Source organism: Corynebacterium marinum DSM 44953 (assembly GCF_000835165.1).
GTDB classification, from domain to species: Bacteria; Actinomycetota; Actinomycetes; order Mycobacteriales; family Mycobacteriaceae; genus Corynebacterium; species Corynebacterium marinum.
The window spans coordinates 1414436-1426684 of sequence record NZ_CP007790.1 but is presented as its reverse complement, the minus strand read 5'-3'; the positions used below and the strand labels follow the sequence as shown (position 1 = coordinate 1426684).

Genomic DNA, 12249 nt, shown 5'->3' with positions numbered 1-12249 from the left:
GCCGTGACTGACAAGAAGCCCGCCAAGTTTGCCGCCCTGTCCGCGCCCAAGGGCGTCCCGGACTACGTCCCGCCGGTGTCCCCGGTGTTCCTCAAGGTCCGGGACACCTTCATCCATCAGGCTCATCTGGCAGGCTTCCAGCACATCGAGCTGCCCATCTTCGAGGACACCACGCTCTTCGCCCGCGGCGTCGGTGAGTCCACCGATGTGGTGAGCAAGGAGATGTACACCTTCGCCGACCGCGGCGACCGATCCGTCACCCTGCGTCCGGAGGGCACCGCCGGCGTCATGCGCGCCGTCATCGAGCACAACCTCGACCGGGGGCAGCTGCCGGTCAAGCTCAACTACGCCGGCCCCTTCTTCCGCTACGAGCGCCCCCAGGCCGGCCGCTACCGCCAGCTCCAGCAGGTCGGCGTGGAGGCCATCGGCGTCGACGACCCGGCGCTGGACGCCGAGATCGTCGCACTGGCCGACCGTTCCTTCCGTGCGCTCGGCCTGACGGGCTTCCGCCTCGAGCTGACCAGCCTCGGCGACGACACCTGCCGGCCCGCGTACCGCCAGAAGCTGCAGGAGTTCCTGTTCCAGCTTCCCTTGGACGAGGAGACCCGCCACCGGGCGGAGATCAACCCGTTGCGCGTCCTCGACGACAAGCGCCCCGAGGTCAAGGAGATGACCGCCGATGCGCCGCTCATGCTCGACCACCTCTCCCCGGAGGCGCGGGCGCACTTCGAGACCGTCACCGGGCTGCTCGACGACATGTCCGTCCCCTACGCCATCAACCCCCGCATGGTCCGCGGCCTGGACTACTACACCAAGACCTGTTTCGAGTTCGTCCACGACGGCCTGGGTGCGCAGTCCGGCATCGGCGGCGGCGGCCGCTACGACGGCCTGATGTCCCAGCTCGGTGGCCAGGACCTCTCCGGTATCGGCTACGGCCTGGGGGTCGACCGCACCATCCTCGCCCTGGAGGCGGAGGGCGTGACGCTGGAGGGCGTGGACCGCCGCGTCGACGTCTACGGCGTCGCACTCGGCTCCGAGGCCAAGAGGGCCATGGCGCTGTTGATCAACGACCTGCGCACCGCCGGCATCTCGGCCGACATGTCCTACGGAGACCGCGGCCTCAAGGGCGCGATGAAGGGCGCCGACCGCGCGCACGCACGCTTCGCCCTGGTGCTCGGCGAGAACGAGCTGGCGGCAGGCACCGTCGCGGTCAAGGACCTGGCGGCCCACACCCAGGAGGATGTGGCGCTGGCTGACGTGGTCGCGCACCTCGGCGCCCGGTAGACCCTGAAGGCGGGGGAGGCTTCAGCTGACCGCGCCGGGCAGGCCCGTGCGCAGCAGTTCCTGGGCGTCTGCGGCCTGCCGCAGCGCCTTCGCCACCCCGGGCGCGACGTCGGTGTGGATCATCGGCAGGTTGCGCTCGAAGGGCGGCTGCAGGGCGCGCGTCCGCCAGAAGTCCCCGCTGTGGCGGGGATGGTTCTCCGGGTAGCGGGGGTCGACGAGCAGGAAGCCGCCGGTCTCGGAGATATCCGGTGCCCACACGATGGCGACGCCGTGGAGTACAAGGCCGCCGGTGGCGGTCTCCACCTGCTGGTAGCGCAGCGCGGCCGGGATGCCGGCGGCGCGGTAGAGCGCCACCAGCAGGTGCGCCTGCGCGTAGCACACCCCTTCCCGGGCCTTCAGGGTCTCGGAGGCGGAGGCGGCGAGGAGGGTCCCGCCGGTGTCCGCCGGGTGGGTGATCCGGTCGCGGACGTGGACGAAGATGGCGCGCACGGTTTCGGCCGGGGTGTCTCCCGCCAGCGCGGCGGCGAGGGCGATGATGTCCGGGTGGTCGGCGTCGATGAGCGTCGTGGGGGAGAGGAACTCCGGCTCGAGGTGCATGGGCTCATGGTAGCTAGCACTCGGGGATGCTGACCGGCAGTCCGAGGTTGACCGCCAGCCCGCCGGTGGAGGTCTCCTTGTACTTGGTCATCATGTCGCGGCCGGTCTCGGCCATGGTCTGCACCACCTCGTCCAGGGTGACCCGGTGCAGGCCGCTGCCCAGCCGCGCGAGCCGGGCGGCGTTGATGGCCTTGACGGCGCCGATGGCGTTGCGCTCGATGCAGGGGATCTGCACCAGGCCGCCCACCGGGTCGCAGGTGAGCCCGAGGTTGTGTTCGAGGGCGATCTCCGCGGCGTTCTCCACCTGGTCGGGAGTGCCGCCGATCGCAGCGCAGAGCCCGGCGGCGGCCATGGCGGACGCGGAGCCGACCTCCCCCTGGCAGCCGACCTCCGCACCCGAGATGGAGGCGTTCTCTTTGATGATGATGCCCACCGCGCCGGCGGTGAGGAGGAACTCCCGGGCCTGCTGGCGGGTGAAGTCGGCGAGGTAGTCGCGGGCGTAGTGCATGACGGCGGGCACGATTCCTGCGGCGCCGTTCGTCGGCGCGGTGACCACCCGTCGGCCGGCGGCGTTCTCCTCGTTGACCGCCAGGGCGTAGAGGCTGACCCAGTCCATGGCGGTCAGCCCGTCGCGGCCTTTCCTGGGCCCGGAGTCGGGATCCGTCAGTTGCGCGTAGAGTCCGGGCGCGCGACGGACGACGCCCAGCCCGCCGGGCAGCAGCCCGGTGGTGGCGATTCCGGCGGTGACGCAGGCGCGCATGGCGTCCCAGACGGCGTCGACCTGCGCTGCACCGCCATGGAGGGCGGCCTCGTTGGCTGCGGTGACCTCCGCGAAGGTGAGGTTCTCCCGGGCGCAGTGCGCCAGGAGTTCGGTTGCGGTGCTGAAGGGCAGCGGAACCTCCGGCCCGCCCCCTCCGGCCGGGGTGTCGAGGTCCGCCCGGGTGCGGATGAATCCGCCGCCGACGGAGAAGTACTCACTGGTGTGACCGTCGGCGCTGAAGACGAGGCAGTTTGGGTGTTCCGGGGCGGGGGCGGGATCCCAGGTGATCCGGTAGGAGACGGTGCCGGCCGGGCCGGTGACCGACCCTTCGTCGGGGATCCGTACCCCGAGTTCCGGCACGGAGTCGACGTCGGCGGGCACCGTCGTCGGCTCCCAGCCCACCAGGCCGAGGAGCACGGCGCGGTCTGTGCCGTGCCCGCGGCCGGTGGAGGCCAGCGAGCCGCGGAGGGTGATGTCCACGTGTTCCGGGAGGTTGCCCAGGTCGCGGACGAAGGCGGCCGCGGCCCGCATGGGTCCCACCGTGTGGGAGGACGAGGGGCCGATGCCGATGCTGAACATGTCGAGGACACTGACGCTCATGGCGCCAGCGTAGCGCCGTCAGCTACTCGCCGTCATGCCCCTTGAGCAGGTCCGCGAAGGGGGTGAGGTGCTCAGCCGGGTCGACGCCGGTGCGGCGCCGGGTGCCCTGGCCCTCGGCGGTGACGCCGCCGAGGCCTCCGACGCTCCCGGAGGACGCCACCATCAGGTCGGCGAGCTCCCCGGCTGCGCGGGCGGCGCGGGTCTCCATGCTGGCGCCCTCCTCGGAACCGAAGTCCCCGGTCGCGGCGAAGACCCCGGTGGGGACGACCACGGCCCGCAGGTAGGACAGCAGCGGGCGTAGGGCGTGGTCGAGGACGAGGGAATGCCGGGCGGTGCCCGCGGTGGCCGCGATGATGGTGGGCATCCCGTTGAGGGCGTCCTGGTCGAGCACGTCGAAGAAGGTCTTGAACAGCCCCGAATAGCTGGCCTTGAACACCGGGGTGACGGCGACGAGGCCGTCGGAGGCGGAGATCTTCTCCTTCACCTCGTCCAGTGCGGGGGAGGACACACCGGTGGTCAGGGACCGGCCGAGGTCGTTGACCAGTTCGCGCAGCTCCACGACGTGGACGTCGAGGGATTCCCCGCGGGCGGTGACGGCGGCTGTCACCGCCGCGGCGATCTGGTCGGCGACCTGCCGGGTGGTCGAGGGGTTGGACAGGCCGGCGGTGATGACGGTGAGGGTGCGCATCTAGACCTTCTCCTCCACCGGACGGACCTTGAAGTGCGGGGAGTCCGGGTTGGCCTTCAGCGAGGCGTGGGTCGGCGGGTCGGAGGGGACGTGCTCGGGGCGGCGCGCCTCCATGCGGCGGCGAACCTCCGGCACGACCTGGGTGCCCAGGATCTCGATCTGCTCGAGGACCATGTCCAGGGGCAGGCCGGCGTGGTCGATGAGGAAGAGCTGGCGCTGGTAGTCGCCGACCCAGTCGGCGAACTCCATGGTGCGCTCGACGACCTGCTCGACGGTGCCCACCGTCAGCGGGGTCATGTCGGTGAACTCCTCCATGGAGGGTCCGTGGCCGTAGACGGGGGCGTTGTCGAAATAGGGGCGGAAGGTCTTCTTGGCGGCCTCCTCGGTCTCGCCGATGAAGACCTGGCCGCCGAGGCCGACGATGGCCTGGTCCGCCTGGCCGTGGCCGTAGGACTCGAAGCGGCGGCGGTAGATGTCCACCATCTTCGCGGTGTGCTCCTTGTTCCAGAAGATGTTGTTGTGGAAGAAGCCGTCGCCGTAGAAGGCGGCCTGCTCGGCGATCTGGACGGAGCGGATGGAGCCGTGCCAGACGAAGGGCGGGACGCCGTCCAGCGGGGCAGGCGTGGAGGTGTAGCCCTGCAGCGGGGTGCGGAACTGGCCCTGCCAGTTGACCACCGGCTCGCGCCACAGGCGGCGCAGGAGGTGGTAGTTCTCGATGGCCAGCGGGATCCCCTGACGGATGTCCTTGCCGAACCACGGGTAGACCGGGCCGGTGTTGCCGCGGCCCATCATGAGGTCGATGCGCCCGCCGGAGAGGTGCTGGAGGAAGGCGTAGTCCTCGGCGATCTTGACCGGGTCGTTGGTGGTGATGAGCGTGGTCGCGGTGGAGAACTGGAGCTTCTCGGTCTGCGCCGCGATGTAGGCCAGGTGGGTGGTGGGGGAGGAGGGGACGAAGGGCGGGTTGTGGTGCTCGCCGGTGGCGAAGACGTCCAGGCCCACCTCCTCAGCCTTGAGCGCCATCCGGGTCATGGCGTGTATGCGCTCGCCCTCGGTGGGGGTGGTGCCGGTGGTCGGGTCGGTGGTGACGTCACCGATGGTGAAGATGCCGAACTGCATGGTGGTTGCTCCTGTGGGTGTCAGTTAATGCCACCACTGTAGGTGACATGTCAACAACGAGTCAAGGAGTCAGTTCCCCACGGCGTCGAGAAGCTGCGCGATGTCGGAACCGCCGATCACCCGGATAGGCCGTTGATCCTTGTGCCCGTGCTCGGTGAGAATGCCCGCACGCGGCAGGGACCCGTCCTTCCGCGGGGTGGTCAGGGCGTCGAGCACCTCCTGCGCCAGCGCGTCCTTCGGCAGGAACACCGCCCGGTCGTTCTCCTCCGCCCAGTCGAGGACCTCGGCGATGGAACGGGCGTCGAGATGGTCGTTGTCGTCCAGATCCGCCGCCACCCACCGGGCGATCGTGTTGGTGGTGAGCAGTCCGACACAGCGGCCGCCCTCGTAGATGGGGAACTGCGAGATCTTCGTGCGGCGGATGATGCGCAGCGCGTCGCGGATGTCGTCCGCCGGCGAGAAGGTGTGCACCTCGTGCTGCCCGAGCACCCCGAGGGCCGTCGGCGGGTGGCGCAGCAGATCCCGGATGCGCTCGATCGCCGCCACCGTCTCCGGCAGCGGCTCCGCGATGGGGCGCATGTCCTCCGTGTACAGACCGTGGGTGATCGCGTTGCGCAGCTCGGCGAACTCCTTGAGTTCCACCGCGTGCTCGTCCGACAGCAGATGCTTGCGCACCGCGAGGTCGACCATCCACCGGAAGTTATCGGACCTCTTCGCGTCCAACAGCTCCCGGAGATAGTTCTCGATGTCGTTGAAGGCCGCCAGGAAGGGGATCGCGCGGTTGGCGGGTGTCTGCTCGCTCATGACCGCCAGGGTAGTGGGACAATGACGGGCATGGCCGAGTTCAACCGCGAGACGCTCACCGCACTGCTCAGCGAGGCGGACGGCGTCCTCGACCGTGCCCGCCGCGCATCCCTGCTTCTCGACGCCGCCGTCCCCCTCCCCGGGATCCGCGCCACCGTCGAGCTTCCCGGGTCCGGCGGCTGGCTCATCCCGCCCGGCGCGGTCGCCTGGCCGGAACAGCTCTACGCCCTGGCCGAGCTGGACCGGCTGCCCGGAACCCGCGAACGGTTCCGCAGCCAGATCGCCGCCGCCGCGGTGCTCGCATCGCTGCGCGAGAAGGCGAAAGGCGCCGCGCCGGGCTTTTTCGGCCGGCTCTTCGGCGGCGCCGGCCTCGAGGATTCCCGCCGGGCGGCCCAGGAACTGCAGGCCCGCCTGGCGGACCCGGCCTTCGGCGCGCTCGACCGGGAGGTCGGCGGACACCTGGCGGCGGTGGAGGAGGCCGCCCGGCACCAGGGAAGGGGAGTGCAGCTGCACCCCGGCTCGCACGGCACTCCGGGACACCTCACGGCCGCGGCGCGGGAGGCCTTCGGCCGAGCCGTGGGACATCCTGCCCTGATTTTCACGCAGTATGACGCGGCCCGCCAGGCCAGCGTTCTGGCGCGGGCGCGGGCGCTGGCCCAGGACCCGAACTCCGAACCCGCCCTGCGCGGCCGGGCGGAACACCTCCTGTCTTCGCTGACCGCCGAGCGCGCCGGGATCCTGCTGCGCCAATTGCCCGTCGACGCGCTGCGGACCGCCACCAACGAGCGGCTGCGCTTCACCGGCCTGGAGAGCGTCGGGGTGAACACCGTCGCCGACGTCCTGGAGGCTCCACTGGGCAGGCTCACCCAGGTGCACGGGATCGGCGGGCAGACCGCCCGCCGGCTCAAGGCCGCCGCCGAGACGCTGCGCCGGGAGGCCGTGGTCACCCACACCACCGGCATCGGTGACACCCCCACCACCGCGGCCGCCGGGCTCGTCCGGGTGCTGGCGCACTTCGACCAGATCAACAACCTGGACGAGGCCCAGCGGGCCCGCCGCCGCCGGATCCTCGACTACGCCGGGCGCGTGCCGGCGGGCGGCGGCCTCTGGGATGCGGCTCTCACCCCGGACGCGGCCGGCTGGGAGCAGTTCAGCGACGACATCGCCTGGGCCGACGCGCACCGGGAGATCCTGGAGCCGGCCGACCCCGTCAGGGTGGGGGAGGAGACCTGGGCAGACTACCTGGCCCGCCCGGCCCACTACCAGGCGTTGCTGGCCACGCTGCTCGACCTCGAGTTCGAGGGCGGCGACGACCTCGCCGCCGACGTCCTGGAACGCATCCGCTCGCTGCGCCTCGACCGGACCCACCTCACCGACCTGCAGTTGCGCGGCTACCAGTCCTTCGGGGCGCGCTTCACCCTCGTGCAGGAGAAGGTCGTCCTCGGCGACGACATGGGCCTGGGCAAGACCGTCCAGGCGCTCGCCGTGGCCGCGCACCTGGCCGCGCAGGGTCAGCGCCGCACCCTCGTGGTGTGCCCCGCCTCGGTGATCACGAACTGGGTGCGTGAATCCCGCCGCTTCACCGATCTCCCCGTCTACCGGGCCCACGGCGCCGGGCGGGAGGAGGCCGTCGCGGCGTGGGCCGACACCGGCGGCATCTGCGCCATCACCTACGACGGGGCCCGCACGACCAGCCTCCCCGCACCCGACCTGGTGGTGGTCGACGAGGCGCACATGGTCAAGAATCCGGCCGCCGCCCGCACCCGCGCGGTCCGGGAACTCATCGACGCCGCCTCCCACGCCCTCCTCCTCACCGGCACCCCGCTGGAGAACCGTGTGGACGAGTTCGCCACGCTGGTCAGCTTCGTGGCTCCCGACCTGGTCAGCGCCGGAATGTCGAGCATGTCCGCCGCCGACTTCAGGGTCCGGATCGCCCCGGCGTACCTGCGCCGCAACCAGACGGACGTGCTCGACGAACTCCCCGAGAAGCTCGAGCAGCTCGACTGGATCGACCTCACCCCGGCTGACGAGGCGCACTACGCGGACACCGTCCGTCGGGGCAGCTTCATGGCCATGCGCCGCGCCGCCATGACCACGCCCGACGCTGTGCCCGCCAAGCTCGAACGCATCCGGGAGATCGTCGGGGAGGCCGAGGAGGCCGGGCGCCGCGTGATCATCTTCACCTACTTCCTCGACGTCCTGGACGTCCTCGAGGCCGACCTGGGCCACCGCGTCGTCGGGCGCCTGTCCGGCGCCGTGCCCCCGGCCACCCGGCAGTCGCTCATCGACGCCCTCGGCTCCGCCCCCGGCGGGTCCGTCCTCCTCGCCCAGATCACCGCCGCGGGGACCGGCCTGAACATCCAGTCCGCGTCGGTGGTGATTCTGGTCGAGCCCCAGGTCAAGCCCTCCATCGAGGCGCAGGCTATCGCCCGCGCCCATCGGATGGGGCAGACCTCGAGCGTCATGGTCCACCGCCTCATCGGCGACGACACCGTCGACGAGCGCATGCTCGAGATGCTCGCGGGCAAGGCGCAGCTCTTCGACGCGTACGCGCGGCCGTCGGAAAGCGCGGCGGTGCACGACGCTGTCGACGTCACCGAGGGACAGCTCGCGGAAATGATCATCGCCGCAGAGCGGGAACGGCTCGGCTACGTTTCATGAGCAGAATCACTCCCGGGAGGGGAATAAAGTGGCATCAATACCTGTTCTTCTTGATGTGACTGATACTGAGAACAAGAACCCGCTGGTCATCGACACCCAGGCGCAGGACATCCTGTTCCGCGAGGCTCGCACCGCCAACACCTTCACCGACGAGCCGGTGACCGACGAGCAGATCAACGCGATCTTCGACCTGGTCAAGTGGGCGCCGACCGCGATGAACGCCCAGCCGCTGCGCGTCGTCGTCGTCCGCTCCCCGGAAGCCAAGGCCCGTCTTCTGCCGCACATGGCCGAAGGCAACCGCGCCAAGACCGAGAGCGCACCGGCCACCGTCCTGCTCGCCGCCGACGTCGATTTCCACGAAGAGCTGCCGAAGGTCTTCCCGCACTTCGAGGGCGCCCGCGACATGTTCGCCGGCGACGAGGAAGGCCGCGCCGGCATGGCCGAGCTGAACACCGGTCTGCAGATCGGCTACGCGATCATCGGCATCCGCGCCGCCGGCCTCGCCGCCGGCCCCATGACCGGCTTCGACGCCGAGGCGGTCTCCGCGGAGTTCTTCCCCGACGGCCGGCACCGCGTGATGGTGGCCATCAACATGGGCAAGCCGGGCGAGAACGCCCACTACGACCGCCTGCCGCGTCTCGGCTTCGACGAGGTCGTCGAGACGCTCTGAACAGTCTGCTGACTGTCCACGACTCTTCGTACCCCTGTATCCGGTGAATCCATCGGGGCGGGGTGCCCTCGGGCGGGTGTCGGAGATGAGCTGATTCTCGCCCCGGTCCGGCCCCCGGGTGAGGGTGTACGGGAAGATTCAGCTCGATCCCGACAACGGGGACCGGAACAGAAGAAGGGGCCCGCCCGGACACCCGGACGGACCCCTGTGCGGGAGGGGGTCAGCTGCGGTACACCCCGCGTTCCAGGGTGTCGCAGGCGGCCATGGTGCCCTCGTTGTAGCCGGTGATGAAGGCGTTCTGACGCTGCTCGGAGGAGCCGTGGGTCCACAGGTCGGGGCGGACCTCGCCGCCGGAGCGCTGCTGGATGTTGTCGTCGCCGACCGCGCGGGCGGTGTCGATGGCGGAGGTGACCTGCTCACGGGTGACCGGCTCGAGCCAGGCGTCCTCGCCCTTGTCTGCGTGGGACACCCAGATGCCGGCGTAGCAGTCGGCCTGCAGCTCGATCTTCACGGCGTTGGAGTCCTCGCCCGGGTCGTTGTAGTTCGACAGGGACAGGGTTCCCTCCAGCTGCTGGACGTGGTGGCCGAACTCGTGGGCCACGATGTACATCTGCGCCAGCGGGGCGTCCGAGCCGCCGAGGCGGTCGAGCTGGTCGAAGAAGGAGACGTCGAAGTACGCCGACTGGTCGGCCGGGCAGTAGAAGGGGCCCGTCGCGGCGGTGGCGGCTCCGCAACCCGACTGGGTGGCGTCCTCGAAAACGATGCGGCCCGGGGCGACGTAGTCGATCCCGGCCTGCTCGGGCAGTATGGTCTCCCACATCTGGTCGACGGAGCCAGCGGCGTAGTCGACCCGGCAGTCGGCGTGGATGTTGCCGTCTTCCGGGGTCTGGCAGTGCTCCAGCGTGCTGGTCTGCCCGCCGGGGAGCTGGCCCTGGCCCCCACCGCCCCCACCGAGGACCTGGCCGATGTCCCCGGGGTTTCCGCCCATCAGGAGAAACAATCCGACCAACAGCAGTGAACCCAGGCCGCCACCCGCTGCGATCCTGCCGCCCCGTCCGCCGGTGGTGGCCTTCCGGCGTCCGCTGATGTCGGCATCTCCACGGAATGTCATGGATTGATCATGCCACAGATCACACCTGCTGACGGGGGAGTGGAACCGGGAGTTTTTCGGCGGGGTAGACTCCTCCGGAGAACCAGACTGCCCCAATCAACCCCCGACCAATCCTGGAAGGACGTAGAACGAACGTGCTGCGCACTCACCTCGCGGGCGACCTCCGCAAAGAAACCGCTGGCCAGACTGTGACATTGACGGGCTGGGTGGCCCGCCGTCGCGACCATGGCGGCGTCATCTTCATCGACCTGCGCGACCGCTCAGGCCTGGCCCAGGTCGTGTTCCGTGAATCTGACGTCGCGGAGCGTGCCCACGACCTGCGTTCGGAATACTGCGTCCAGATCACCGGCGTGGTCGAACCCCGCCCGGCGGGCTCGGAGAACCCCAACCTGGCCTCCGGCGACATCGAGATCAACGTCACCGAGCTCACCGTCCTCAACACCTCGGCCGCGCTGCCCTTCCAGATCGGCGACTCGTCCCAGGCCGGCGGCGAGGTGGGCGAAGAGACCCGCCTGAAGTACCGCTACCTCGACCTGCGCCGCGACCGCCAGGCGGAGGCCCTGCGTCTGCGCTCGCGCGCCAACCAGGCGGCCCGCCGCGTGCTGGACACACACACCTTCACTGAGATCGAGACCCCCACGCTCACCCGCTCCACTCCGGAGGGCGCGCGCGACTTCCTGGTGCCGGCGCGCCTCAAGCCGGGCTCCTTCTACGCCCTGCCGCAGTCCCCGCAGCTGTTCAAGCAGCTGCTCATGGTCGCCGGCATGGAGCGCTACTACCAGATCGCCCGCTGCTACCGGGACGAGGATTTCCGCGCGGACCGCCAGCCGGAGTTCACCCAGCTGGACGTGGAGATGAGCTTCGTCGATCAGGACGACGTCATCGCTCTGGCCGAGGAGATCCTGGTCGAGCTGTGGAAGCTGATCGGCCACGAGATCACCACCCCGATCCCGCGCATCACCTACGCCGAGGCGATGCGCCGCTTCGGGTCCGACAAGCCGGACCTGCGCTTTGACATCGAGATCACCGAGTGCACCGAGTTCTTCCAGGACACCTCTTTCCGGGTGTTCAAGAACGAGTACGTCGGCGCCGTCGTCATGGCGGGCGGGGCGTCGCAGCCCCGTCGTCAGCTGGATGCGTGGCAGGAGTGGGCGAAGCAGCGCGGCGCCAAGGGCCTGGCCTACATCCTCGTCGGCGAGGACGGCGAGCTCGGCGGGCCGGTGGCCAAGAACATCACCGACGCCGAGCGCGCGGGCATCGCCGAGCACGTGGGCGCGCAGCCGGGCGACTGCATCTTCTTCGCCGCCGGCGACACCCGCTCCTCCCGTGCCCTGCTGGGTGCGGCGCGCGGTGAGATCGCCGAGAAGCTCGGCCTGATCAAGGAGGGTGACTGGGCCTTCACCTGGGTGGTCGACGCACCGCTGTTCGAGTCCGCCGCCGACGCCACCGCCTCCGGCGACGTGGCCCTGGGCACCTCCGCCTGGACGGCCGTCCACCACGCCTTCACCTCCCCGAAGCCGGAGTTCCTCGACACCTTCGACCAGAACCCGGGCGAAGCCACCGCGTACGCCTACGACATCGTCTGCAACGGCAACGAGATCGGCGGCGGATCCATCCGTATCCACCAGCGCGACGTCCAGGAGCGCGTGTTCAAGGTCATGGGCATCTCCGAGGAGGAGGCGCAGGAGAAGTTCGGATTCCTGCTCGACGCCTTCGCCTTCGGCGCCCCGCCGCACGGCGGCATCGCCTTCGGCTGGGACCGCATCGTGTCGCTGCTGGGTGGTTTCGACTCCATCCGCGACGTCATCGCGTTCCCGAAGTCGGGCGGCGGCGTCGATCCGCTCACGGAGGCCCCGGCCCCGATCACCGCGCAGCAGCGCAAGGAGGCGGGCATCGACGCCAAGCCGGAGAAGAAGCCGGAGAAGAAGGACGACCAGAAGGGTGAACAGGCCAAATAA

The 12249-nt window shown here is 70.1% G+C and carries 10 protein-coding genes; 4 read left to right on the top strand and 6 right to left on the bottom strand.

Going from position 1 to position 12249, the window contains the following annotated elements; genetic code table 11:
• The first annotated feature begins 3 nt into the window (after positions 1–3).
• Positions 4–1284: a histidine--tRNA ligase gene (gene hisS, locus B840_RS06825; RefSeq protein WP_042621527.1), complete on the top strand. Its 1281-nt coding sequence runs from the start codon at positions 4–6 to the stop codon at positions 1282–1284.
• A 21-nt stretch (positions 1285–1305) separates the two neighbouring features.
• Here hisS and B840_RS12870 read toward each other — a convergent pair whose 3' ends face one another.
• The 5 genes from B840_RS12870 to B840_RS06800 form a co-directional block, all read right to left on the bottom strand.
• Complete coding sequence (locus B840_RS12870; RefSeq protein WP_052491116.1) at positions 1306–1881, bottom strand: transglutaminase-like domain-containing protein; 576 nt, start codon at positions 1879–1881, stop codon at positions 1306–1308.
• A gap of 13 nt (positions 1882–1894) precedes the next feature.
• On the bottom strand, positions 1895–3241 hold the full coding sequence (locus B840_RS06815) for an L-serine ammonia-lyase (protein WP_042621526.1): 1347 nt from the start codon (positions 3239–3241) through the stop codon (positions 1895–1897).
• 22 nt (positions 3242–3263) lie between these two features.
• Positions 3264–3929 (bottom strand): FMN reductase, encoded by a 666-nt coding sequence (locus tag B840_RS06810; RefSeq protein ID WP_042621525.1) that lies wholly within the window; start codon positions 3927–3929, stop codon positions 3264–3266.
• Positions 3930–5045: an LLM class flavin-dependent oxidoreductase gene (locus B840_RS06805; protein ID WP_042621524.1), complete on the bottom strand. Its 1116-nt coding sequence runs from the start codon at positions 5043–5045 to the stop codon at positions 3930–3932.
• 69 nt (positions 5046–5114) lie between these two features.
• The gene (locus tag B840_RS06800) at positions 5115–5849 is read right to left on the bottom strand and encodes a CBS domain-containing protein (RefSeq protein WP_042621523.1); all 735 of its coding nucleotides are present in this window, start codon (positions 5847–5849) and stop codon (positions 5115–5117) included.
• A gap of 30 nt (positions 5850–5879) precedes the next feature.
• On the opposite strand from B840_RS06800, the gene B840_RS06795 reads away from it, so the two are divergent.
• Together B840_RS06795 and B840_RS06790 are read left to right on the top strand one after the other, a co-directional pair.
• The gene (locus tag B840_RS06795; protein WP_042621522.1) at positions 5880–8510 is read left to right on the top strand and encodes a DEAD/DEAH box helicase; all 2631 of its coding nucleotides are present in this window, start codon (positions 5880–5882) and stop codon (positions 8508–8510) included.
• Positions 8511–8565: 55 nt separating this feature from the next.
• On the top strand, positions 8566–9180 hold the full coding sequence (locus tag B840_RS06790) for a malonic semialdehyde reductase (RefSeq protein ID WP_042621521.1): 615 nt from the start codon (positions 8566–8568) through the stop codon (positions 9178–9180).
• A 220-nt stretch (positions 9181–9400) separates the two neighbouring features.
• Here B840_RS06790 and ypfJ read toward each other — a convergent pair whose 3' ends face one another.
• Positions 9401–10291 carry a KPN_02809 family neutral zinc metallopeptidase gene (ypfJ, locus tag B840_RS06785; RefSeq protein ID WP_042621520.1) on the bottom strand — a complete coding sequence of 297 codons (891 nt, stop codon included), beginning with the start codon at positions 10289–10291 and terminating at the stop codon, positions 9401–9403.
• A 134-nt stretch (positions 10292–10425) separates the two neighbouring features.
• On the opposite strand from ypfJ, the gene aspS reads away from it, so the two are divergent.
• Positions 10426–12249, top strand: a complete 1824-nt coding sequence (gene aspS / locus B840_RS06780) for an aspartate--tRNA ligase (RefSeq protein ID WP_042621519.1) — start codon at positions 10426–10428, stop codon at positions 12247–12249.